Raw genomic sequence first — 22,459 nt, 5'->3', positions numbered from 1 at the left:
GGGTGGGGGGCCCGGCCCCCGCTTTCTGCGCCGGACCCCTCTCCCGTTGCGTGCGGTGCCTGCGGTGCGTGCGGTGCGTACGGCGGGTGCGGCCCGGGTCAGCGGGTGCGGAAGGCCAGCACCACGTTGTGGCCGCCGAAGCCGAACGAGTTGTTCAGCGCGGCGATCCGGCCCTCGGGCAGCTTGCGGGCCTCGTCGCGGACGATGTCCGCGTCGACGTCCTCGTCCAGCTCCTCGACGTTGATGGTCGGCGGGGCGATGCGGTGGTACAGCGCCAGCACGGTGGCGACGGTCTCGATGCCGCCGGCGCCGCCCAGCAGGTGACCGGTCATCGACTTGGTGGCCGAGACCGCGATGTGGTCGAGGTCGTCGCCCAGCTCCTTGCGCAGCGCCTTCAGCTCGGCGGTGTCACCCTGGGGGGTCGAGGTGGCGTGCGCGTTGACGTGCACGATCTCGGCCTTGTCCAGCTCGTTGCGGTCGAACAGGTCGGCCAGCGCGCGGGCCACGCCGGCGCCGGTCGGCTCGGGCTGGGCGATGTGGTGGGCGTCCGAGGACAGGCCCTGGCCCACCGCCTCGCAGTAGATCCGGGCGCCGCGGGCCTCGGCGTGCTCCACCGACTCCAGCACGACCACGCCGGCGCCCTCGCCCAGCACGAAGCCGTCCCGGGCCTTGTCGTAGGGGCGCGAGGCGCGCTGCGGCTCGTCGTTGTTCTTGGACATCGCCATCATGTTGGCGAACGCGGCGATCGGCAGCGGGTGGACCGCCGCCTCGGTGCCGCCCGCCACCACGACGTCGGCGCGGCCGCTGCGGATCATCTCGATCGCGTAGCCGATCGCCTCGGCGCCGGAGGCGCAGGCGGAGACGGGGGTGTGCACACCCGCGCGGGCGCCGACCTCCAGGCCGACGTTGGCCGCCGGGGAGTTGGGCATCAGCATCGGGACGGTGTGCGGGGAGACCTTGCGGGCGCCCTTCTCCTTCAGCACGTCGTACTGGTCGAGCAGGGTGGTCACGCCGCCGATGCCGGAGGCGATCACGGCGCCCAGGCGCTCCGGGGCCAGCTTGGACGACTCGTCGGTGGCCGGGGTCTCGTAGCCGGCGTCGGCCCAGGCCTCGCGGGCCGCGATCAGCGCGAACTGCGCCGAGCGGTCCAGCTTGCGGGCCAGCGGCCGGGGCAGGATCTCGCCCGGCTCGACGGCGGTGCGCGCGGCGATCCGCACGGGCAGGTCCGCGGCCCACTCCTCGGTCAGGGCAGCCACCCCGGAGCGCCCGGCGACCAGGTTCTCCCAGGTGGTGGCGGCGTCGCCGCCCAGCGGCGTGAAGGCGCCGATACCCGTGACGACCACGGTACGGTTCTCAACAGTCACTGGATCTTCTTCTCTCACGTTGTGCGGGGGTCGGCGACGGCCGAAGGTGAGCCCGGCCGGGCGCCCGGTGGGGCGTCCCGGCCGGCGGGTCGGCCGACTCGCAGGAGCCGGCCGATGTCAGGCGTCGAACGCGTGGAACGCGCCGACCGCTCAGGCGTGGCTGAGGATGTAGTCCACGGCGTCGCCGACGGTCTTCAGGTTCTTGACCTCGTCGTCCGGGATCTTGACGTCGAAGCGCTCCTCGGCGGCCACGACGACCTCGACCATGGACAGCGAGTCGACGTCCAGGTCGTCGGTGAAGGACTTGTCGAGCTCGACGTCCTCGGTCGGGATGCCGGCGATCTCGTTGACGATCTCGGCGAGACCTTCCAGAACCTCGTCCTTGGTAGCCATACTGGCTGCTCCTCTTCGGTGTTGAATGCGGCCGCCCGGCGGACGGACGCAGGCTTGCGGGTGGATCGGGCGAAAACGCCTAGGGGAGCGTAACGACTGCCGCGGCGTACACGAGACCCGCCCCGAACCCGATGATCAGGGCGAGGTCGCCGCTGCGGGCCTCACCGCTCTCCAGCATGCGCTCCATCGCCAGCGGGATGGAGGCCGCGGAGGTGTTCCCGGTCTCCGTGATGTCACGGGCGACCGGCACCGACGCGGGCAGCTTGAGCGCCTTGATCATGGCGTCGGTGATCCGCATGTTGGCCTGGTGCGGAATGAACGCGCCGAGCTGGTCGGCGGTGATCCCGGCGGCGTCCAGCGCCTGCTGGGCCACCTTGGCCATCTCCCAGACCGCCCAGCGGAAGACCGTCTGGCCCTCCATGCGCAGCGCGGGCCACTTGAGCTCCTCGCCGGCGCCGTTGACGGCGTCCTCCTTGGCGAAGGCGGTGTCCCAGGCCTGGGTCTGCGAGATGACGTCCTTCTGCGAGCCGTCCGAGCCCCAGACGACCTTGCCGATGCCGGGGGTGTCGGACGGGCCGACGATCGCGGCGCCGGCGCCGTCGCCGAAGATGAACGCGGTCGAGCGGTCCGAGGTGTCGGTCAGGTCGCTGAGCCGCTCCACGCCGATGACCAGCACGTACTCGGCGCTGCCGCCGCGGATCATGCCGTCGGCCAGGCCCAGGCCGTAGCCGAAGCCGGCACAGGCGGCCGAGATGTCGAAGGCCGGGGCGGTGCCGCAGCCGAGCCGCTCGGCGATCTCGGTGGCGATGGCCGGGGTCTGCTTGAGGTGCGAGACGGTGGCGACGATCACACCGCCGATCCGCGCCGGGTCGATCCCGGCCTGGGCGATCGCCTTGCCGGCGGCCTGCACCGACATCTCGGCGACCGACTCCTCGGGGCCGGCCCAGCGGCGCTCGGCGATCCCGCTGCGGGTGCGGATCCACTCGTCCGAGGAGTCGATCCAGGTCAGCACCTCGGCGTTCGGGACCACCCGGACCGGGCGGTAGCCGCCCACACCGTGGATGCGCGAGAACTGCGCACCGGTCACCGGGCGGATCTGGGGGGTGTCGCTCATGCCTGCTGCTCCTGCTGCTGACCGCCGTGCTCCGCGACGAGCTCGCGGGCCTTGTCGAGGTCGGCGGGGGTCTTGAGGGCCAGCGTCGCCACGCCCTTGAGGTTGCGCTTGACCAGTCCGGTGAGGGTGCCCGCCGGGGCGAGCTCGATGACGGCGGTCGCGCCCAGCCCGCGCAGGGTCTCCATGCAGAGGTCCCAGCGGACCGGGTTGGAGACCTGCGACACCAGGCGGTTCAGCACCTCGGTGCCGGAGGTGACCACCTCGCCGTCCTGGTTGGAGACGTACGCGACCTGGGGGTCGGCGACCGGCAGGGTCGGGGCCAGCTTGGCCAGCCGCTCGACGCCGGGGGCCATGTGGGTGGTGTGGAACGCGCCGGCCACCTTCAGCGAGACCAGCCGGGCACCGGCCGGCGGGTCCTCGCGCAGCGCGTCCAGCTGCGGCAGGGTGCCGGCCGCGACGATCTGGCCGCCGCCGTTGTTGTTGGCCGCGGTCAGGCCGTGCTCGGCGAGCTTCGCCGCGACGACCTCCTGGTCGCCGCCGAGCACGGCGAGCATGCCGGTCTCGGTGGCGGCGGCGGCCTCCGCCATGGCGAGGCTGCGCTCGCGCACGAAGGTCAGCGCGTCGCGGGCGCTCAGCACGCCGGCGCCGGCCGCCGCGGTGATCTCGCCGACGCTGTGGCCGGCGACCGCGCCGACCAGCGCACGGGCGGCGACCTCGTCCGGGAACAGCGCCCGCGCGGTCACCAGACCGGCCGCCACCAGCAGCGGCTGGGCGACGGCGGTGTCCTTGATCTCCTCGGCGTCCGCCTCCGTTCCGGCGCGCACGAGGTCGAGCCCGGCGACCTCCGACCAGCCCTGAAGGCGGTCGGCGACACCGTCGAGCTCCAGCCAGGGGCTGAGGAAACCGGGGGTCTGGGCACCCTGTCCAGGGGCGACGATTACGAGCACGGTTCAACCCTCTCTCGCCAGGCGCCCGGGGGCGGGTAGGCGACGGTAACGAAGAAAAGCATCCGGGATTGTAAGGTCCCTACAGCGCGTTCAGCTTGACTCTCCGGCGGCGGTGAGGCGCCCCAGCGCCAGTGCGATACGCAGGGTGAACGCCGAACGTACGTCGGACGGCGCGTAGCCCGTGACGTCGGTCACACGTCGGAGCCGGTAGCGCACCGTGTTGGGGTGGACGAAGAGCATCCGGGCGGCCCCCTCCAGGGAGGAGGCCTGCTCCAGGTAGACACTCAAGGTCTCCAGGAGTGCCGAGCCCGCCTCGTCCAGCGGTGTGTAGATCTCCTCCACCAGCTGGCGCCGGGCCGCCTGGTCCCCGGCCAGCGCGCGCTCCGGCAGCAGGTCGTCGGCCAGCACCGGGCGCGGTGCGTCCGGCCAGGCCGCGCAGGCCCGCAGACCGGCCGCCGCCGCATGTGCCGAGCGGGTCGCCGAGAGCAGGTCCGGGACGGTCGGGCCGACCACCACCGGTCCCGGCGCGAACTGGCCGATCAGGGCCCGGGCCGCGTGCACCGGCTCCTTGTCGCCGCCGACCACGACCACCAGGCGCTTGCCGAGCACCCCGGTCAGCACGTGCAGCTTGGCGTACCGGGCGGCCCGGCGGATCGCCTCGACCACCAGCTCGCTGTCACCGTCCGGAGCCGAGCCCATCACCACCCGGACCTGGCTCGGCTGGCCCCAGCCGAGCGCGGCGGCCCGGGACAGCACGCCCTCGTCGGCGTCGCCGGAGAGCAGCGAGTTGACCACCAGCGCCTCCAGCCGGGCGTCCCAGGCGCCCCGGGCCTCGGCGGCCTGGGCGTACACCTGGGCGGTGGCGAAGGCGATCTCCCGGGCGTAGACCAGCACGGATTCGCGCATGTCGGCCTCGTCGCCGGGAGCGGCCACCTCCTCGATGGCCTCCTCCATCACCTCGATGGTGGTGCGGATCAGCTCGACCGTCTGGCGCAGGGTGATCGCCCGGGTCAGCTCGCGCGGTGCGGTGCCGAAGACGTCGGTGGAGATCGCCTGCGGGGTGTCCGGCTTGCGGTACCACTCGGTGAAGGCGGCGATACCGGCCTGGGCGACCAGGCCGATCCAGGACCGGTGCTCCGGCGGCATCCGCCGGTACCAGCCGAGCTGGTCGTCCATGCGGGCGATCGCGGCGGAGGCGAGCTTGCCCGAGGACTTCTCCAGCCGCTTGAGGGTCGCGGCCCGGCGCTCGGCGCGCTCGGCGGCGAGCCGGCGCTCCTGCGCGGTCAGGCGCGGTGCCGCGCGGCCGGGCCGGTCTCTCCCGGCGCCCGGCGTCGGGCTCTTCCCGTTCTTGTCGGGACTGGCGGTCGGATCGCTCTTGGAGTTCGCGGAAGCGGCTGGCACAGGGACAAGACTGCCTCACCGGAGTGACTGCTCGTGCACAGCCCCCGTCGGACGGCGCGGGCGGTGGCTCGTCACACCCGTCACCGCTGCCACTACGGTGGGTCCGTGACCGATGCCCCCGCCCGCCCCCGCGCCGACCTGCGCCGCACCGCCGAGCGCTACCGCTCGACGCCCGCCGAGGGCGTCGAGACCAGGCACGCGTTCTCCTTCTCCGGGCACTACGACCCGAAGAACACCCACTTCGGCGCGCTGCTCGCGTGCAACGAGGAGCTCCTCGCCCCCGGCGCCGGGTTCGAGGAGCACAAGCACCGGGACACCGAGATCCTCACCTGGGTGCTGGAGGGCGCGCTCGCCCACCGGGACTCCCGCGGGCACGACGGGGTGGTGCGGCCCGGCATGGTCCAGCACCTGGGCGCGGGCTCCGGCGTCACCCACACCGAGCGCAACGTCGGCGGCGCCGACGTCCCGGTCCGGTTCGTCCAGATGTGGCTCCAGCCCGACGTCTTCGACGCGCCCCCCGTGTACGGGCTGCGCCGGGTGGAACGCGCGCCCGGCGGGTTGACGCTGCTCGCCTCCGGGCTGGAGCGGGACGCCGGCACCCCGGCGCTGCGGCTGCGGCGCCGGGACGCCGCGCTGTGGCTGGTGACCGCCGGGCCGTGGCAGCCGCTGCCCGCGCTGCCGGCCGCCGCCTACCGGTACGCGCACCTGACCGCCGGCTCGCTCGGCTACCGGACGGTGCCCGGACCGCAGGGCGGGGGCCGGTCGATGGTGCCCGGCGACAGCGTGCGGATCACCGGGGACGCCTTCGCGGCGCCGACGGCCGGCGAGAGCGGCGCGGAACTCCTCCTGTGGGAGATGCACACGCCGGTCTCGTACGGCTGACGGCCGACGGCCGGGGTGGGTCCTAGGCGAGCTCGGCGAGGACGGCGTCGCTCAGCACCGGCCAGACCTCCGCCGCCCAGGGGCCGAAGTCACGGTCGGTGAGCGCGATGCAGGCCGCGCCGGCCTGCGGGTCCACCCAGAAGAAGGTGCCGGACTGGCCGAAGTGGCCGAAGGTGGCGGGGGAGTTGGCGGTGCCGGTCCAGTGCGGCGCCTTGCCGTCGCGGATCTCGAAGCCGAGGCCCCAGTCGTTCGGCCGGCGGTGGCCGAAGCCGGGCAGCACACCGCTGGTGCCCGGGAAGGCGACCTCGCGGGTGGCGGTGCGCAGGGTGCCCGCGTCGAGCAGCTTGGGCGACTGGAGCTCGGCGGCGAACCGGGTGAGGTCGGCGAGGGTGGACAGGGCGCCGGCGCCGGCCGGGGAGCGGTGCGCGGTGTTGATCAGCGTGGCGTGCATGCCGAGCGGCTGGAACACGGCCTCGGCGGCGTACCGGCCGAACTCGATGCCCGCGGCCCGCTCCAGGGTCTGTGCCAGCACGTCGAAGCCGGCGTTGGAGTAGAGCCGGCGGTTGCCGGGCGCGGCCATCACCCGGTGCTCGTCGAAGGCCAGGCCCGAGGTGTGGGCGAGCAGGTGCCGGACGGTCGAACCCTCGGGGCCGGCCGGGTCGTCCAGCTCGAAGACGCCCTCCTCGACCGCGACCAGCACGGCGTAGGAGGTGAGCAGCTTGGTCACCGACGCCAGCGGGAACAGGTGCTCCTGCGGTCCGTGCGCGCCCAGCACCGCGCCGTCCGCGCCCCGGACGACGGCCGCCGCCGCGTGCGGCACCGGCCAGGTCTCGATCTTCCGCAAGCTCTCCATGGGCCCGACTCTAACCGGGCCGGTGCGCCGGGAGGGACGGCAGGCCGCCCGGGCGCACTTGCCTGGAGTGCACTCCAAGGCGCTAGCGTCGTGGGCGACGCTCACCACCGGGGGACCGACCATGACCGCACTCGCATCGATCGAGGCCGGACTGCGCACCTGCTGCGAGGTGTTCCGGGATCCGGCCGGCGTGCCCGACCGCACGTCGCGGCACACCATCGGCGAGGTGTCGGCGGCCAGCGGGCTGACCGCGCACACCCTGCGCTGGTACGAACGGATCGGCCTGCTCGACCCGGTGGACCGCTCGGCCTCGGGCCAGCGCCGCTACAGCGACGCCGATCTGCACCGGCTGGCCTTCCTGGGGCGGCTGCGGCTGACCGGGATGCCGGTGGCGGACATGCTGAGGTACGTCGAGCTGGCCCGGGAGGGCGAGCGGACCTCCGCGGACCGCCGCGACCTGCTGCTCGCCCACCGGGAGGCGGTGCGGCAGCAGATCGCGGACCTGCACGCGACCCTGGCCGTGCTCGACCACAAGATCGACGTCTACAACGGGCGGCTCGCCCGGTGCGCGGCGAGCCACTGAGGCATGCGCGTCAGACGGCGCGCCCGGAGTGGGCGGCCAGCCTGGTGTAGGCGTCGGCGCCGGCCGGAGCGGGCCGGACCGGGGCGAACGGGACGCCGCCGCCGCGCGGTTCGGCCGGCAGCACGGCCAGGGCGATCGCCAGCGCCGCCTCGCCCAGCCGCTCGTCCAGCAGGTGGGCGGTGCCGAGCGCGCGGGCGATGTCCCAGGAGTGGATGACGGTCTCCATGAAGTAGCCGCCCACCGCCTCGCGGCCGGACACCTCGCCCCACGGCACCGAGGTCGGGCGCTCCAGCTTGGCGTCCTGCGCCCAGGCGGCGGTCACCCGGGCACGGGCCCGGCCGAGCGCGGCCGGCCAGCCGTCGTCCGGCACGCCGCCGGTCGCGGCCGCGACGTCCTGGGAGCGCCCGCCCTCACCGGTGTAGGCGAGCCGGTGGACGCCGCCGACCACGTGGTCGAGCAGGGCCCGCAGGTCGTACTCGGCGCACGGGGTGGGCCGGTCCAGGCTCTCCGGACCGGCCTCGGCGATCAGCTTCTCCACCTGGTCGAGGGCGAGCAGGTACAGCGGACGGGGGTCCTGGGTGGTGTCCATGGGGCGGGTCAACTCCATCGGTGCGGAAGGTCTTCGTGACGGGAGGCAATCTCCCGGTAAAACCTGACAACCGCCGTCATGATTTCTGGGATCCTCGTGTCATGAAGGCCGACCGCCTGCTCTCGATCCTGCTGCTGCTCCAGACCCGCGGCCGGGTGCCCGCCACCGAACTGGCCGAACGGCTGGAGGTGTCGGTCCGCACCATCTACCGCGACGTCGAGGCGCTCTCCGCGGCCGGCGTGCCCGTCTACACCGAACGCGGCCGACACGGCGGCATCAGCCTGCTGCCCGGCTACCGCACCGACGTCAGCGGCCTGACCGCCGACGAGGCGCGGGCCCTGTTCGTGCTCTCCGCCCAGGGCGCCCACAGCGACCTCGGGCTGGACGGCGCGCTCGGCTCGGCGCTGCGCAAGGTGATGGCCGCGCTGCCCGCCCCGCACCGGCCGGGCGCCGAGCGGATCAGCGAGCGCGTCCTGGTGGACCCGGCGCGCTGGATGCAGGCCGGCACGCCCCAGGGGGCCGACCTCGGCGAGCTGCAGTACGCGGTGTTCGCCGACCGCCGGCTGCGGCTGCGCTACCGGCACAGCGGCGCACCCGCGCCGGCGGAGTACACCGTGGACCCGTACGGCCTGGTCAGCAAGGCCGCGGTCTGGTACCTGGTGGCCGATCTGCACGGCGAGCCGCGGCTGTTCCGGGCCGACCGGGTGCTGGGCGCGGAGACCTCGGAGGAGGCGGTGCGCCGCCGGCCCGGGGTGGGGCTGGCCGAGGTCTGGGCGGTGCTGCGCGAGCAGGTGGAGCGGCTGCCCAAGGAGCTGACGGTGAAGGTGCGGGTGCGGCGCGGACGGCTGGACATGTTCCTGCGGATCCACGGCGCCCGGCTCACCGCCCCGCCGCCGGAGACCGGGGGCGGGGCGCCCGACGACTGGGTCGAACTCACCCTCGGCCTCCAGTCGTTGCCGGCCGTCCGGTCGCTGCTGGCGTTCGGCGCGGACGCCGAGGTGCTCTCGCCGCCCGCCGCCCGCCGGGAGATGGGGCGGGTCGCGGCGGACGCCGTCCGGCTGTACCAGGACGCCCGCTAGGAGGCCCACCGGGGCCCGCTCCGGGAGGCCCTGGCGGCCCGTCAGGCCTCCGGGGCGGGGCGCAGCACGTCCTGGTAGGCGCCGAGGGCGACGGCCGCGAAGTTGTGCAGGCTGTCGGTGCCGGTGGCGAAGTAGCCGTTGTGGCCGGAGGAGCGGGCCGAGGAGATCCGCTCGGCGCCGAAGTCCGGCGAGGTCGGGTCGGCGCCGTGGCCGAGCCCGCCGACCTCCAGGTAGGGCACGTTGCCGATCCAGTCGGTCTCGTTGCGGGTGGCCCAGACGTGCACCCCGGCGCCGAGTTCGGAGGTGCTCTCCACGCCCATGCCGGGGGAGCCGAACACCACCAGGTCGGTGATCCCGGTGGTGTCGGCCGGGGAGGCGGCCGCCCTGGGGATGTCCGGCGCGGCGGTGCCGCAGACCACCGAGCCGTAGGAGTGGCAGAACAGCGCGGGAGGCGCCTCGGGCCGGGTGGTCTCCTTGAGCCCGGCGAGCAGCCGGCGCAGCCGGGGGGCGCCGACGTCGGCGAGCCGGGAGGTCACCGCGTCGGGGCCGAGGCCGGAGGGGGTGACGTAGCCGGTCCAGGCGATCACCGCGGTGCGGGTGCCCGGGGACTGCCGCTGCTCCTCCTGGTACAGCGCCCGGGCCATTCCGGCGGGGGAGCGCAGCGGTTCGACGGCCTGGTCGAAGTGGCCGAGGTCGGCGTCGGAGCCGGGGACGAGCACCGCGACCCGGTCGGCGGCGCCGAGGTCGCCCCAGACCTCGGTGAGCAGGCCGCGGCCGCGCGGGTCGAAGGCGAGGATCTGGCGGCCGGGCGCGAGCAGGCTCTGCACGTCGTTGGCCCGGGAGACGGCGAGGGCGCGCTGCTCCGGGGGGAGGTCGCGGTCGGCGGCGCGGGCCCGGGCGTGGTCGCGCTCGGCGGCCAGGGCGATCCGGTTGGCCCGGTAGCGCACGGCGGGCGGGGCGCCGTCGAAGTTGCCGACCACCAGCGGGTAGGCCTCGACCAGCCGGTCGAGTTCGGCGGGGGCGAGCCGGCCGAAGAACTCGGCGGCGGCGGCCGGGGCGGTGGTGGCCGGGTCGGGCAGGTCGTGTCCGTAGGAGTGGTCCTCGACCCAGGCGGCGCTGCCGGCCGGCGGGGTGGAGATGGCCAACTGCTCGGTGGCGGCCGCGGCCTGGGCGGCGGCCGCGCCGGCGTCGGCGAGGACGGCGGCACCCGCGAAGGCGCCGATCAGGACATGCTTCCACCGCCGACGGCGCATCGCCTCAACTCCCTGAGAGTCCCGTCACCGATCCCGGACGGGAGCCCGGAGGGTGGTACGACTGCCAACTTCCCAGCGCAAGCCTAGGTGCCAGGAGGCGCGCTGAGTCCGGCTCAAACTGTGGGATGGATCACATGAACCGGGGGTGTCCCGGATGCGTCCCGGTCGTTCGCGTGAGGACCGGCCCGGCCCCGCGGCCGGGCGGTCGCGGGGCCGGGCCGGAGCCGGTTCAGGTCAGCGAGTTCCAGGCCGAGCAGGAGCGCGGGCCGGAGACCAGACGGTCCGGGTGGCCGCTGCCGTCGGCCACCGAGATCCGGCGGTAGCTGTCCCCGTGGAACACCCAGTACTCGCTCTTCCCGCCGGTCCGCTGGGCGTCGGGCACGGGCAGGAAGCAGTTCACCGCGGTGACGCCGTTCAGCGAGCCCCACTGGGACAGCTCCCGGTCGGAGCGCTCCAGCACGTCGGTGTGGGCGGCGCCGTCGGCCACCGAGACCAGCCGGTAGCGCTGGCGGCCGCCGGTGGTGTGGAACGCCCAGTACCAGCTCTTGCCGCCGGTCCGCTGCTGGTCGGGCACGGGCAGGAAGCAGTCCACCCGGTCGACGCCGGCCAGGGAGCGCCAGGGGGTGAGATCGCGGTCCGGGCGTTCCGCGGTGCCGGTGTGCCCGGTGCCGGCGGTGATCGAGACCGCCCGGTACTGCTGGCGGCCGCCGGTGGTGTGGAACACCCAGTACCAGCTCTTGCCGCCGGGGTTCTGCAGGTCGGGCATGGGCAGCAGGCAGTCGATCCGCTCGATGCCCCGGAAGCAGGGCAGGTCGCCCAGCGGGGTGTCGCCCTTGACCGTCCGGTCGGTGTGGGCGGCGCCGTCGGCGACCGAGATCTTCCGGTACCGGTCGCCGTGGCAGACCCAGAACTGGCTCCGGCCGCCGCGCCGCCACTGGTCGGGCACGGCCAGCAGGTCGTCGCACGGGTAGGCCGGGCCGGCCGGGGCGGTGGTCTGGCCGCCCTGCTGGCTCTGGGTCTGGCTCTGGCCGCCGCTCTGGCCCGTCTGCCCGCTCTGGCCGCCGCCCTGGCCCGTCTGCCCGCTCTGGCCGCCGCCCTGGGCCGCCTGCCCGGGGCCGACGAGCCGGCCGTCGGCGAGCCCCCGCAGGGTGCTGAGGGACGGCATGAAGGCGTACACCGAGCCGGTGGTCCGGACGAACTGGGCGAAGCTCAGCGGGGTGTGCTTGACCGTGCCGTCGGAGTCCCGGCTCTCGAAGTCGACGTCGGGGGCCTCCAGGACGACCGGGTCCTTGCCCGGCACCGGGTTGCGGCCGGGCGGGAAGTCCGGCTGGTCCATCCAGTCGGCCTGGATGAACTCGAACTGCCGCTGGATGTCGGCCTGGTAGCAGATGAACAGCAGCCCGCGCGGGTCGTCCGGGCCGCCCGGGCCCTCGGAGGCCGGGTCGAACGGCGCCCCGTACGGCGTGCCGCGGCGCATGATCCGCCGCCCGTCGAGCTCCTCGGCGTCGAACGGCGGGTGGCTGGGGTCCGGCGCCTGGAGGCCGGCCCGCGGGCTGGTCTTGCGCAGGTGCGACCAGAGCGGGGTGACCAGGCCCTCCAGGTCGTCCCGGAAGTCGAAGTCGTTGTCCGACGCGGCGCCCGGGTCGTTCGGGACGTCCCGGTCCTGGAAGTGGCAGACCGGGGCGCCGGAACGCCAGCGGCCGACCATCCGGGCCGCCAGCCACTCGGTGGTGGCGCCGTCCGGCACGGCCTTGGCGAGCCTGAGCTCCTTCAACCTGACCGCGACCTGCGACCACCAGCCGGGGACGTCCTGGGCGAGCCGGCGGACGACCTGGAACGAACCGGCGCGCGCCCAGTCGGGGAAGTCCCGGAAGCTGCCCGGGGCGGGTTCCTCCCCGCAGACGAACTCGCCGGCCGGGACGATCCGGGTGCCCGGGTGGCCCTCGACCTCCCCGGGCCGGTTCGGGTCGGGCCGGTCGAAGCCCCGCACGCCGGGCTCGCTGATGCCGTCCTTGAAGCCGAAGTGCTCCTTGCCGCGGCGGCTGCCGAGCAGGGTCCGGGCGTTCTGCTGGTAGACGATCAGCACCCGGCACGCGGCGGCGGCGATCCGCTGGGCCTCGACGGCCGCCGCGAGGTCCTGCTCGGTGTCCGCGGAGAGCTTCAGCACGGCGTGCACCGGCTGTCCCCCGCCGTTGCCGAACAGCCAGTTCTCCGGGGAGTTCTCGCCGGTGTCGCCGAGCGCGCCGGCCCGCCTGGCCGACCCCTCCTTGAACGCCTCCAGGCCGCTGCCGACCGGCGGGGGCTGGGGGAAGGGGTCGGTGGTGGAGAGCATCCGCAGGCCCTCGTAGGTGAAGCTGACGCCGAGCCAGGTCGCCCTGAGGGTCTTGGGGTCGTCGCCGCCGGAGGTCCTGCGGGCCTCGCTGAACGCCTCGTTGAACGCGGCGACCGCACGGGTGGTGGCGATCTGCGGGGCGAGCTGCCGGAGCCAGTCGCGGGCCCGGGCCGCGTCCTCGAACTTGAGGAACAGGACGCTGACGTTGTCCTTCCTGAAGCCGGCCAGGACGTCGCCCTGGATCTCCTCGCTGTCGCGCAGTCTCAGATCCGTTGCCATGGGGAGGGTGGTTCCTTTCGGTGCGCGGTCAGGCGGTGAGCTGGATCCACTTGGCGACGGAGGGCACGCCCTGGTCGTTGAGCAGGAAGAGCATGTACCAGCCGGGCGGGGCGGCCTTGGCGTCCGGCGGGGCCTGGAACTCCAGCCGGTTGCCGGCCCGGCTGCTGAGCCGCAGGTCGAGGTGGCGCTGGCTGGTGTTGATCGAGTGGGTGGAGGTGGTGGGGGCGAGCAGCACCGCCTTCGAGACCAGGCCCGGGGTCGTGGTGGTGACCTGGAAGGTCCGGTCGTAGCCGACGGGCGCGGTCGGGGCCCGGTCGAGGACGGGGCGGTCGCCCTGGTGGAGGTAGGCCGGCTCGTAGATCTCGATGGTCCCGTTCATGGTGACCGGGGCCTGGGTGCCGGGGATGCCGCTCACCGTGCCGTCGATGTCCGGGTTGTTGGCGAGCTGCTGGAGCTCGTCGCCGGTGACCATGACGCGTCCGTCCGGCAGCACCACGGCGTTGGAGTGGTAGCCGCGCGGCAGCCGCTGGACCGGGCCGAGCTTCCAGTTGCCCTGGTCGTCGCGGAGCTCGATCTGGCGGTACTTGAGGTCGGCGTTCGGGTTGTACGGGCCGTTGCCGTAGTCGCGGATGTCGTAGGCGCCGTTGACGGTCATCAGCCGCCCGTCGGGCAGCAGCAGGGTGTCGTCCTGGGTGCGGCCGAAGGCGCGGGACTTCTCCGCGGTCCAGCTGCCGTTGGAGAAGCGCAGGGTGCTGGGGTTGTCCCGGTCGCCGCCGAGGACCAGCGCGGAGTCCGGGCCGTTGATGCCGCCGGGCAGCGGCACGGCCGAGCCGTAGTTGCGCTTGCGGCCGTCGGGGCGGGCGGGCAGGTCGCTGCGGGACTCCGCGACCGGGTCGAACTTCCACTGCTCGGCGGCCTGCCGGCCGAAGCCGTAGACGTTGCCGTCGTTGAGCGAGAACAGGTGCGGGTAGTCCAGGCTGAACGGGGCGTCGGCCTTGAACCGGTCGACGGGGGTGTTCACCGGGGTGTCGGTCTTGAGCGAGGGCACCGGGCGGTCCTTGGCGGGGAAGCGCTCGACCACCGCGGTGGGGGTGCCCCAGCCGAGTTCGGACTGGCCGGACATGATCAGCTGCCGGCCGTCCGCGCCGGTCACCACCGTGGGGTACCAGCGGCCGACCGACATGTCGGGGTTGCGGGTCCAGGTCTCGGTCCACGGGTCGAAGATCAGCGAGAGTTTGGCGCCGGTGCCGCCGTTGCCGCCGAGGTTGCCGCCGAAGACCCCGAGCATGCCGTTGGGCAGGAAGGAGTGGCCGGCGCAGAAGAACGGCGCCGGGCGGGGCTGGTCCAGGCCGTCGGGCATGTTGACCACGGGCGGGGTGACCTGCTTGTACGCGTCCTTGCCGTAGCCGAGGGCCGGGTCCCAGAGGAACGCCCGGCCGGCGTTCTCCGTGCCGGTGGTCTGGGTGGGGGCGGGCTCCTTCTCGGGGTTGGTCTCGATCCGCTCGAAGGAGAAGAGCAGCACCTTGCCGGTGGGCAGCAGGGCGACGTGGTCGCCGAAGTCGGGGGAGGGGAAGTACTGGTCGAACGTCCCGAAGGTCTCCGCGGCGAAGCCCCGGTTGTGGGTGGCCTGGGACTCCGTCAGCGCGTTCAGCCGGTTGGTGCGGGTGGTCTGCGGGTAGTCGCCGATGCCGCGGATGCCGGCACGCAACCGGGCGTGCTCCTCGGCGTGCTCCTGGCCGAGCGCGGCGATCTCGTCGTCGCGCAGCTCGGCCTGCACCCGGGGGTCGGCGACCCTGGGGGCGGTGGCGCCGGAGCCGTCGGGGGCGTCGTGGCCGCCGGAGCCGTGGGCGAGGGCGGGGGCGGCGGCCGACAGGACGGTGCCGGCGGTCAGCGCGCAGGCCACGGCGGTGGCGAGCACGGCCGGCAGGCGCCGGGCCGGCCGTGGCGGGGACAGGGACATGGGTCTCCTCGGAAGCGGGGCCGCCCGGCGGGGGGTCGGGGCGGCGGAAGGGGAACGGCCGACGGGGCAGCGCCCGGTCGTCGCCGACAGCCAACAGGCCATCACGGTGGGTGGCGGTGCGCATGCGGAGTCACTGCGTTCGGCGGCGGCCGGGGCCGCAAGCGGGTGAGCGTCGGCGGCGGCAACGCGCGGTGGGCGCGGACCGACCGGTCCGCGCCCACCTGCGCTCCGCGTGCCCGCGTGCGTCAGACGACGCCCAGCGCGTACGCGGCGAAGAACGCCGCCCCCGCGCCAGCCACCGCCCTGGCCGGCCGGGAGAGCCCCGTCCACGGGCCGTCGAAGCGCCGGGTGAACCACCCGATCGCGATCAGCGCGGCGCCGAACAGCGGCAGCAGCGCCAGCCGGAGCCCGACCCAGCCGAGCGAGTCCGGAGCCACCGTCAGCCCCGGCACCGCGCCGAAGGCGGCCGCCCCGGGCACCGCGACCGCGAGCATCGCGCTCTGGTGCCAGCAGAAGATCGTCATCGCCGAGAGGTTCACCACCACCACCGGCAGCCAGAGCAGCGGACGTCGGGTCAGCAGACGGCCGAGCCGCTCGTGCAGCAGCACCGCCGCGCCGCACTGCACCGCCGCCAGCGCCAGCACCAGCAGGGACGGCGGGTGCGAGTTGGTGCGCTCGGCGCCCGGCACGCCGACCATCGACGCCGGGTAGTGGAAGACCAGCAGCAGCACCGCGAACAGCGCCCCGCCGCCCACCAGCAGCAGCCGCGCCGCCGGGCGGCCCAGCCGGCCCACGGCCCAGAGCGCGCCCAGCTGGTAGCCGAACAGCCAGCCCGGCAGGATGTTCAGCAGACCGGCCCAGGACGGCACCGACTCCGCCCACGGCCCGTACCGCAGCAGGTCGACGACCGCGACCGCGGCGAGCAGCACGCCCGCCGACCGGCCGCCCCACCGGCGGGCGAGGGCCGCGCAGAGCGGGGTGAGCGCGGTCAGGCCCAGGTAGACCGCGATGTACCAGAGCGGCTGCACCACCAGCGTCGACCCGGTGCGCACCGTGTCGGCGGGCACGCCGAGGCGCGGCAGCAGCGGGATCAGCAGCGCCCAGACGGCGGCCACCCCGAGCACCGGCCGCAGCAGCCGCACCACCCGGCCGCGCAGCCAGCCGCCGTACCCCGTCCCCCCGGCCCTGGCCCGTTCCAGCGAGCGGACCGCGGAGTGGCCGCCGACCAGGAAGAACACGCCCAGCAGCTGGAGTCCCCAGCTGACCGGGGCGAAGAAGCCGAGGGCGGGGGAGGAGAGCGGGCTGGCGTTGTGCAGGGCGCCGTCGGCGGAGCGGGTGAAGCCGCCGAGCAGCCAGTGGCCGGCCGGGACGGCGAGCAGGGCGAGGGCGCGCAGCCCGTCGAGGGCGCGGTCGCGGCTCTCGGGGGTGCGGGCGTCCACCTGGCGGGCGGCACGGTGCAGCGGGGCGAGCAGGGAGCTGGGCATGACGGGGTCTCCGTTCGCGGGTGCGGGGGGCCTGGGCGGGGGAGGGCGCGGTTCAGCGGCCGAGGGCGACGTCGGCGAAGGCGGCCAGCGAGGCGGTGCCCGGGGCGAAGTAGCCGGTGTGGCCGTGCGAGCCGGTGGACGGCAGCGGGCGGGCGCCGAAGGCCGGATCGGTCGGGTCGGCGCCGTGGCCGAGGCCGAACAGGCGCACGTGCGGCACGTTGCCGATCCAGTCGGAGCCGTTGCGGGCGGTGGCCCAGAGCGGGACGTCCGGGTCGAGGTCGGCGGCCGAGCCGACGCCCAGGCCCGGCGAGCCGAGCACCACCACGCCGGAGGACTGCCGCGGGCCCGGCCGGGCCAGGCCGCAGACCACCGAGCCGTAGCTGTGGCAGAACACCGTGGCCGGGGCGTCGGGCCGGGTGCTGACGGCGAGTCCGTCGAGCAGCCGGGTCAGCCGCTCGGCGCCGGCCCCGGCGAGGGTCTCGGTGGCGGCGTCCGGGCCGAGGCCGACCGGGGTGGTGTAGCCGGCCCAGGCGATCACGGCGGTGGCTCCGCCGGTCGCCCCGTACAGGGCCCGGGCCATGCCGACGGGCGTGCCGTAGGGGTCGCCGGCGCGGTCGAAGGTGCGCAGGTCGATGTCGGAGCCGGGGACGACGACGGCGGTGCGCCGGGCGCCGGCCAGGTCCCCGAACACCTCGGCGACCTGGCCGCGCCCGCGCGGGTCGAAGGCGAGGAAGCGGCGGGGCCCGCCGGGCGCGGCGTCGTCGAGCAGGGTGCGGTAGCGCTCCGCGCGCTCCCGGGCGGCGGTCCGGTCCTGCGGGGTGAGCGCCGGGTCGGCGGCCCGGGCCAGGGCGCGCTCGCGCTCCGCGGCGATGGCCAGGGCGTTGGCCCGGTGGCGCAGGCCGACCGGTGCGCCGTCCAGGTTGCCGACCACCAGCGGGTGGCGGACGGCGAGGTCCTCGGCGGCGGCGGGCGCCAGCCCGGCGAAGAAGGCGGCCACCTCGGCCGGGGTGGCGGTGGCGGGGTCCGGCAGCGGCAGGCCGAGGGCGGTGTCGGCGACCCAGGCGGCGCTGCCGGGCGGCGGCCCGGTCACCGCGCGCTCGCCGCCGGCGGACCAGCCACCGGCTCCCAGGACGGCGGCCAGCGCCAGCGCGGCGGCGGCCACCGCCCGCGCCATCCGGTTCCTCGTCATGTCCGTTCCCTCCATCGCCCGTTCGGCTTCGATGGGGAGGAAGGTAGGAACCGGGTGACCCGGCGGACATCACACTGCGGGGCCAACCCCCGGGTGGTACTCGGGTATCAGGGGGACATCCCCCGGGGGACACCCCCACCGGGCCCGGCGGGCAGGGCTCATTGACCCGGGGTCACCAGACCGGACTCGTAGGCGATCACCACGGCCTGGGCGCGGTCGCGCAGGTCGAGCTTGGCCAGGATCCGGCCGATGTGGGTCTTCACGGTCTGCTCGGCGAGGACCAGCCGGGCGGCGATCTCCTGGTTGGACAGGCCGCGGGCGATGAGCTCCAGGACCTCCGTCTCGCGCGGGGTCAGGCCGTTGAGCCGCAGCGCGGGGTCACGGCGCCTGGCCGGCCTGGTCCGGGCGAAGTCCTCGATCAGCCGCCGGGTCACCGAGGGGGCGAGCAGTGCCTCGCCGGCCGCGACCACCCGGACGGCGGCGATGAGGTCGTCCGGGGGCGCGTCCTTGAGCAGGAAGCCGCTGGCGCCGGCCCGCAGCGCGTCGTAGACGTAGTCGTCGACGTCGAAGGTGGTGAGCATCAGCACCTTGGGGCGGTGCGCGCCGGGCACCGCCGGGTCCAGCAGCCGGCGGGCCGCCTCCAGGCCGTCCATGACGGGCATCCGGACGTCCATCAGCACGACGTCCGGGTGGGTGAGGCCGCTCACCTCCAGGGCCCGGGCGCCGTCCGGGGCGTCCCCCACCACGTCGATGTCGCTCTGCGCGTTGAGCAGGGCGGCGAATCCGGCCCGTACCATCGCCTGGTCGTCGACGATGATCACGCGGATGGTCATACGGTGCTCTCCCCGGGGCGTCCTACGATGCGGCGGGCGGCCCGTCCGGTTCCCCCGGAGCGGCCCCGTCCGGCCGGCTGTCCTGCGACCGAGTATCCGTCAGCGCGGTGAGCGGCAGAACGGCGGCCACCTTGAAGCCGCCGTCCGGCAGCGGCCCGGTGTCCAGCCGGCCGTCCAGCAGCCGGACCCGCTCGCGCATGCCGGCCAGTCCGTGGCCGGTGCCCTCGGCCGAGGCCTCCAGCGACTCGGCCCGCACCGGCGGGGCCGCGTTGACCACGGTGACCAGCAGGGATTCCCCGGCGACGGCCAGCGAGACCCAGGCCGCGGCACCGGGGGCGTGCCGGACCACATTGGCCAGCGCCTCCTGGACGATCCGGTAGACCGAGAGGCCGACGGCCGGTGGCAGCCGGTCGTCGGCCAGCTCCGCGGCGACGGTGAGCTCGGTGGACACGCCCGCCCGGCGGACCGTCTCGACCAGCTGGGCGAGCTGTCCGACGCCCGGCTGCGGTGCCTTCTCGGCGCCCGACTCCTCGCTGCGCAGCACCCCGAGCAGCCGCCGCATCTCGGACAGCGACTCGCGCGCGGTGCCCGCGATCGCGGTGAACTCCTCGGCGGCCTCCGCCGGGACGCCGGTGATCCGGTACGGCGCGCTGGCCGCCTGCACGGCGATCACCGACATGTGGTGGGCGACCACGTCGTGCAGTTCGCGGGCGATCCGGGCGCGCTCCTCCAGCAGGGTGCGCCGCTCGCGTTCGGCCTCGCTGATGTGCTCCTGCTCGGCGAGCAGCCGGCGGGCCTCGGCGCGCTCGCGCAGTGCCCCGCCGAGCACCAGGACGGCGCCGGTCAGCACGACGGCCAGCAGGCTGTCGTCGCCGCCGAACCCGCCGGCGACGCCGATGACGGAGAGCGCCAGGCTCGCCGCGGCGGTGACCAGCCAGACCGCGACCAGGGTGCGGCGGGCCTCGCGCAGGGAGAGCGTCAGCATCAGCAGGAGGTGGCAGACCAGTCCGGGCGGCGGCCACGGCCAGGGGCCGTCGACGCCGCCGGGGGCGGCGCCGTCACCGGTGGCGAGGATCAGCAGCGAGGTCAGCAGGGCGCCGCCGCCGGTCATCCACCAGGCGGGCAGCGGCCGGGTGACGGCGAGCAGCAGCGGCACCGTCTGGGTCAGCGCGAGGGCGGCGGCCGGGCCCGCGTCCACCCCGTAGTCGTTGACCAGCACGAGGATGCCGGTCGGCAGCAGCGCGGAGATCGCGGCCGCGGCCAGGACGTACGGCAGGAGCCGGACCCAGCGGCGGGCGGACTGGGCGAACAGCGGGGTGTGGTCGGCGGCCGGGCGGGTGAGCGGGGCGAGCAGCGCGCGCACCGGACCGCCCCGGGCGGGCCCGGCGGGTGGCTTGATCATCCGGCCAGCCTAGGGCGGGCCGGCGCGGCCGGCGTCCCTCCCGGGGCCGGACTTCGGCGTAGTACTCCGGTATGAGGGCGGGCCCCGCGGGCCGGGCCGGACGGGGCCTACGCGCGCCAGTGGCCGGCCAGGGCGGGGGCCAGCTGGTCGAAGTGACGGTCGATCAGCGCGATCATGCCCTCCGGGCCGGTGTCCTCCTGGTCGGCGCTCCAGGACAGGTGGGCGGCGCGCAGGACGCCGCCGAAGGCCGCCGCGAGCACGGCGGGCCGCAGGTCCTCGGCCGGGTCGACGCCCTCGCGTTCGGCGATGATCCCGATCAGCACCTGTTCCTGCTCGGTGACCCGGCGCAGGTGGGCGGCGAGCAGGGTGGGGGTGTCCTCGATCATCCGGATCAGTTCCAGCGCCGCCGTCACCGAGTGGGGGCCGGTGTCCCGGCCCGCGCCGCGCTCGCGCCAGGAGCCGACGATCGCGGCGCGCAGCGCCTGGAGCGGGGTCTCCCCGGCGGGGCGGGCCCGCAGCTGCTGGATGAAGTGGTCCTCGGCCTCGGCGAGGACGGCGAGGGCGACCTCGTCCTTGTTGGCGAAGTAGCGGAAGAAGGTGCGCTGGGAGATGTCGACGGCGCCGGCGATCTCGTCGACGGTGGTGCGGGCGAAGCCCTGGCCGAGGAAGAGCCGGTGGGCCGCCTCGATGAGGGCGTCCCGGGTGCGCTGCTTCTTCCGGGCGCGCAGTCCCTGCTCCTGGGCGGGGGCGGGGGGAGCGGGCTGAGCGGCCATGGCGGGGGCCTTCCGGACGGTGGGCGGGCGGGGGCTGTGGAGGCCACTGTAGCGATCTGACAAATGGCAGTCTGACGCATAAGTCAGAGTTTGCCGAATGTCACTGACTGACATAATCTGCTGCGGGTGGCGCCCCAGGGCCGGGCACTCGTGGGGACGGGTGGGCCGGGGCGCCACCTCCGTGTCCGCCCGATGTCAGCCCCCCGGAGGGCCCAGATGAGCCAGTCCCTCACCAAGAGCCCCTCGGCGGACGCGCCGCCGCCGGGCACGTCACCCGGCCGCAGGAGCCTCCAGGGTCACCCCTGGCTGACCCTGCTCACCGTCGCCGTCGGCGTGATGATGGTCGCCCTGGACGGCACGATCGTCGCGATAGCCAACCCGGTCATCCAGGCCGACCTCGACGCCGCGCCCTCCGAGATCCAGTGGGTGACCAGCGGCTACCTGCTGGCCCTCGCGGTCTTCCTGATCACGGCCGGCAAGATCGGCGACCGGTTCGGCCACAAGAACACCTTCCTGGTCGGCGCGGTCGGCTTCGCCGTCACCTCGGCGGCGATCGGCTTCGCCGGGAACATCCAGACGGTGATCGTCTTCCGCGTCCTGCAGGGCCTGTTCGGCGCGCTGCTCCAGCCGGCCGCGCTCGGCCTGCTGCGCGGGGCCTTCCCGGCCGAGAAGCTCAACATGGCGATCGGCATCTGGGGCGGCGTCATCGGCGCCTCCACCGCGGCCGGCCCGATCGTCGGCGGCCTGCTGGTCGAGCACGTCAACTGGGAGTCGGTGTTCTTCATCAACATCCCGGTCGGCCTGATCGCGCTGGCCCTCGGTCTGTGGATCCTCCGGGACGTGCGGGCCGAGAAGGCCGCCAAGTCCTTCGACGTCCCCGGCATCGTGCTGCTCTCGGCGGCGATGTTCGCGCTGGTCTTCGGCATCATCAAGGCCCCCGAGTGGGGCTGGGGCGACCTCTCCACGGTGCTGTTCCTGGGCGGCGCGGTCGTGCTGATGACCGCCTTCGCGCTCTGGCAGCGGGTGGCCAAGGAGCCGCTGATCCCGCTCAGCCTGTTCCGTTCGCTGCCGCTGTCGGCCGGCACCCTGCTGATGGTGCTGATGGCCTTCTCGTTCTTCGGCGCGATCTTCTTCGTCACCTTCTACCTGCAGAACGTGCACGGCATGTCGCCGGTCCAGGCCGGCGTCCACCTGCTGCCGATGACCGGCATGATGATCATCGGATCGCCGGTGGCGGGGATCGCGATCGGCAAGCTGGGCCCGCGGATCCCGATCGTGGCCGGCATGCTGATCACCACCGCCGCGATGTTCGGCATGTCCACCCTGGACGCCGGCTCCGGCAACGGCGCGATGGCGCTCTGGTTCGTGCTGATGGGCCTGGGCATCAGCCCGGTCATGGTCGGCGCCACCGAGGTCATCGTCGGCAACGCGCCGCTGGAGCTCTCCGGTGTCGCCGGCGGTCTGCAGCAGTCCGCGATGCAGGTCGGCGGCAGCCTCGGCACCGCCGTGCTGGGCGCGCTGATGGCCGCCCGGGTCACCGACACGCTGCCCGGCAAGTGGGCCGACGCCGGCCTGCCGCCGGTGGACCCGGCGCAGGCCGAGGGCCTCAACCAGGCCGCCCAGCTCGGCTTCGCCCCGCCCGCCCCGGCGGGCACCCCGCAGCAGGTGGCCGACGCGATGGCCGGTGCCGTCCACGACTCCTTCGTCAGCGGCATGTCGCTGGCCTTCGCGGTCGCCTCGGTGGTCGCC

General features: G+C 74.7%; 19 protein-coding genes. 4 read left to right on the top strand and 15 right to left on the bottom strand.

Translation table 11 applies throughout. The annotated features are described in order from the left end of the window. Positions 1 to 98: 98 nt before the first annotated feature. The 5 genes from fabF to ACFXAM_RS28060 all read right to left on the bottom strand — a co-directional run bounded on the left by fabF (position 99) and on the right by ACFXAM_RS28060 (position 5,105). Complete coding sequence (gene fabF, locus ACFXAM_RS28080) at positions 99 to 1,364, bottom strand: beta-ketoacyl-ACP synthase II (protein WP_380295318.1); 1,266 nt, start codon at positions 1,362 to 1,364, stop codon at positions 99 to 101. Between the two features lie 150 nt (positions 1,365 to 1,514). Next, the gene (locus ACFXAM_RS28075) at positions 1,515 to 1,757 is read right to left on the bottom strand and encodes an acyl carrier protein (protein ID WP_344325330.1); all 243 of its coding nucleotides are present in this window, start codon (positions 1,755 to 1,757) and stop codon (positions 1,515 to 1,517) included. Positions 1,758 to 1,836: 79 nt separating this feature from the next. Continuing rightward, on the bottom strand, positions 1,837 to 2,871 hold the full coding sequence (locus tag ACFXAM_RS28070) for a beta-ketoacyl-ACP synthase III (RefSeq protein ID WP_380295316.1): 1,035 nt from the start codon (positions 2,869 to 2,871) through the stop codon (positions 1,837 to 1,839). Beyond that, a complete protein-coding gene (locus tag ACFXAM_RS28065) occupies positions 2,868 to 3,818 on the bottom strand; it encodes an ACP S-malonyltransferase (protein WP_380295314.1) in 951 nt (316 codons plus the stop codon). Before ACFXAM_RS28065 ends, ACFXAM_RS28070 begins: the two co-directional genes overlap by 4 nt. Before the next feature lie 90 nt (positions 3,819 to 3,908). Continuing rightward, on the bottom strand, positions 3,909 to 5,105 hold the full coding sequence (locus tag ACFXAM_RS28060) for a PucR family transcriptional regulator (protein WP_380295320.1): 1,197 nt from the start codon (positions 5,103 to 5,105) through the stop codon (positions 3,909 to 3,911). Positions 5,106 to 5,324: 219 nt separating this feature from the next. Here ACFXAM_RS28060 and ACFXAM_RS28055 point away from each other — a divergent pair, with 219 nt between their 5' ends. Beyond that, a complete protein-coding gene (locus ACFXAM_RS28055; RefSeq protein ID WP_380295311.1) occupies positions 5,325 to 6,101 on the top strand; it encodes a pirin family protein in 777 nt (258 codons plus the stop codon). Between the two features lie 22 nt (positions 6,102 to 6,123). On the opposite strand, the gene ACFXAM_RS28050 is transcribed toward ACFXAM_RS28055, so the two are convergent. Further along, complete coding sequence (locus tag ACFXAM_RS28050) at positions 6,124 to 6,954, bottom strand: serine hydrolase domain-containing protein (protein WP_380295310.1); 831 nt, start codon at positions 6,952 to 6,954, stop codon at positions 6,124 to 6,126. Positions 6,955 to 7,075: 121 nt separating this feature from the next. Here ACFXAM_RS28050 and ACFXAM_RS28045 point away from each other — a divergent pair, with 121 nt between their 5' ends. After that, positions 7,076 to 7,537, top strand: a complete 462-nt coding sequence (locus ACFXAM_RS28045) for a MerR family transcriptional regulator (RefSeq protein WP_380295309.1) — start codon at positions 7,076 to 7,078, stop codon at positions 7,535 to 7,537. 10 nt (positions 7,538 to 7,547) lie between these two features. Here ACFXAM_RS28045 and ACFXAM_RS28040 read toward each other — a convergent pair whose 3' ends face one another. After that, positions 7,548 to 8,126, bottom strand: coding sequence for a TIGR03086 family metal-binding protein (locus ACFXAM_RS28040; RefSeq protein ID WP_380295307.1), 579 nt, complete (start codon positions 8,124 to 8,126; stop codon positions 7,548 to 7,550). Between the two features lie 101 nt (positions 8,127 to 8,227). Here ACFXAM_RS28040 and ACFXAM_RS28035 point away from each other — a divergent pair, with 101 nt between their 5' ends. Continuing rightward, a complete protein-coding gene (locus tag ACFXAM_RS28035) occupies positions 8,228 to 9,205 on the top strand; it encodes a helix-turn-helix transcriptional regulator (protein WP_380295305.1) in 978 nt (325 codons plus the stop codon). Between the two features lie 41 nt (positions 9,206 to 9,246). Here ACFXAM_RS28035 and ACFXAM_RS28030 read toward each other — a convergent pair whose 3' ends face one another. From ACFXAM_RS28030 to ACFXAM_RS27995, 8 genes are all read right to left on the bottom strand, one after another. Continuing rightward, positions 9,247 to 10,458, bottom strand: a complete 1,212-nt coding sequence (locus ACFXAM_RS28030; RefSeq protein ID WP_380295303.1) for an alpha/beta hydrolase — start codon at positions 10,456 to 10,458, stop codon at positions 9,247 to 9,249. Positions 10,459 to 10,687: 229 nt separating this feature from the next. Further along, a complete protein-coding gene (locus ACFXAM_RS28025) occupies positions 10,688 to 13,069 on the bottom strand; it encodes a Dyp-type peroxidase (protein WP_380295301.1) in 2,382 nt (793 codons plus the stop codon). Between the two features lie 28 nt (positions 13,070 to 13,097). Further along, positions 13,098 to 15,029, bottom strand: coding sequence for a galactose oxidase-like domain-containing protein (locus tag ACFXAM_RS28020; RefSeq protein ID WP_380295299.1), 1,932 nt, complete (start codon positions 15,027 to 15,029; stop codon positions 13,098 to 13,100). Between the two features lie 245 nt (positions 15,030 to 15,274). Further along, positions 15,275 to 16,513 carry an acyltransferase gene (locus ACFXAM_RS28015; protein WP_380295298.1) on the bottom strand — a complete coding sequence of 413 codons (1,239 nt, stop codon included), beginning with the start codon at positions 16,511 to 16,513 and terminating at the stop codon, positions 15,275 to 15,277. A gap of 52 nt (positions 16,514 to 16,565) precedes the next feature. Next, the gene (locus ACFXAM_RS28010; protein WP_380295297.1) at positions 16,566 to 17,702 is read right to left on the bottom strand and encodes an alpha/beta hydrolase; all 1,137 of its coding nucleotides are present in this window, start codon (positions 17,700 to 17,702) and stop codon (positions 16,566 to 16,568) included. Between the two features lie 158 nt (positions 17,703 to 17,860). Further along, positions 17,861 to 18,535 carry a response regulator gene (locus tag ACFXAM_RS28005; RefSeq protein WP_380295296.1) on the bottom strand — a complete coding sequence of 225 codons (675 nt, stop codon included), beginning with the start codon at positions 18,533 to 18,535 and terminating at the stop codon, positions 17,861 to 17,863. 22 nt (positions 18,536 to 18,557) lie between these two features. Further along, positions 18,558 to 19,937: a sensor histidine kinase gene (locus ACFXAM_RS28000; protein ID WP_380295294.1), complete on the bottom strand. Its 1,380-nt coding sequence runs from the start codon at positions 19,935 to 19,937 to the stop codon at positions 18,558 to 18,560. Positions 19,938 to 20,044: 107 nt separating this feature from the next. Beyond that, positions 20,045 to 20,710: a TetR family transcriptional regulator gene (locus tag ACFXAM_RS27995; protein ID WP_380295292.1), complete on the bottom strand. Its 666-nt coding sequence runs from the start codon at positions 20,708 to 20,710 to the stop codon at positions 20,045 to 20,047. Between the two features lie 216 nt (positions 20,711 to 20,926). On the opposite strand from ACFXAM_RS27995, the gene ACFXAM_RS27990 reads away from it, so the two are divergent. Next, positions 20,927 to 22,459, top strand: a 1,533-nt coding sequence (locus ACFXAM_RS27990; RefSeq protein ID WP_380295290.1) for an MFS transporter, incomplete at its 3' end; no start/stop codon positions are given.

It is taken from the genome of Kitasatospora sp. NPDC059462 (assembly GCF_042749955.1).
GTDB lineage: Bacteria > Actinomycetota > Actinomycetes > Streptomycetales > Streptomycetaceae > Kitasatospora.
This window is presented reverse-complemented; position numbering and strand designations above follow the sequence as displayed.

What these genes read in the sequence shown, in the direction of transcription:
- ACFXAM_RS28075 (WP_344325330.1), bottom strand. Translation starts at nt 1,757, where the DNA reads ATGGCTACCAAGGACGAGGTTCTGGAAGGTCTCGCCGAGATCGTCAAC.
- ACFXAM_RS28070 (WP_380295316.1), bottom strand. Translation starts at nt 2,871, where the DNA reads ATGAGCGACACCCCCCAGATCCGCCCGGTGACCGGTGCGCAGTTCTCG.
- ACFXAM_RS28050 (WP_380295310.1), bottom strand. Translation starts at nt 6,954, where the DNA reads ATGGAGAGCTTGCGGAAGATCGAGACCTGGCCGGTGCCGCACGCGGCG.
- ACFXAM_RS28045 (WP_380295309.1), top strand. Translation starts at nt 7,076, where the DNA reads ATGACCGCACTCGCATCGATCGAGGCCGGACTGCGCACCTGCTGCGAG.
- ACFXAM_RS28040 (WP_380295307.1), bottom strand. Translation starts at nt 8,126, where the DNA reads ATGGACACCACCCAGGACCCCCGTCCGCTGTACCTGCTCGCCCTCGAC.
- ACFXAM_RS28035 (WP_380295305.1), top strand. Translation starts at nt 8,228, where the DNA reads ATGAAGGCCGACCGCCTGCTCTCGATCCTGCTGCTGCTCCAGACCCGC.
- ACFXAM_RS28030 (WP_380295303.1), bottom strand. Translation starts at nt 10,458, where the DNA reads ATGCGCCGTCGGCGGTGGAAGCATGTCCTGATCGGCGCCTTCGCGGGT.
- ACFXAM_RS28025 (WP_380295301.1), bottom strand. Translation starts at nt 13,069, where the DNA reads ATGGCAACGGATCTGAGACTGCGCGACAGCGAGGAGATCCAGGGCGAC.
- ACFXAM_RS28020 (WP_380295299.1), bottom strand. Translation starts at nt 15,029, where the DNA reads ATGTCCCTGTCCCCGCCACGGCCGGCCCGGCGCCTGCCGGCCGTGCTC.
- ACFXAM_RS28015 (WP_380295298.1), bottom strand. Translation starts at nt 16,513, where the DNA reads ATGCCCAGCTCCCTGCTCGCCCCGCTGCACCGTGCCGCCCGCCAGGTG.
- ACFXAM_RS28010 (WP_380295297.1), bottom strand. Translation starts at nt 17,702, where the DNA reads ATGACGAGGAACCGGATGGCGCGGGCGGTGGCCGCCGCCGCGCTGGCG.
- ACFXAM_RS28005 (WP_380295296.1), bottom strand. Translation starts at nt 18,535, where the DNA reads ATGACCATCCGCGTGATCATCGTCGACGACCAGGCGATGGTACGGGCC.
- ACFXAM_RS28000 (WP_380295294.1), bottom strand. Translation starts at nt 19,937, where the DNA reads ATGATCAAGCCACCCGCCGGGCCCGCCCGGGGCGGTCCGGTGCGCGCG.
- ACFXAM_RS27995 (WP_380295292.1), bottom strand. Translation starts at nt 20,710, where the DNA reads ATGGCCGCTCAGCCCGCTCCCCCCGCCCCCGCCCAGGAGCAGGGACTG.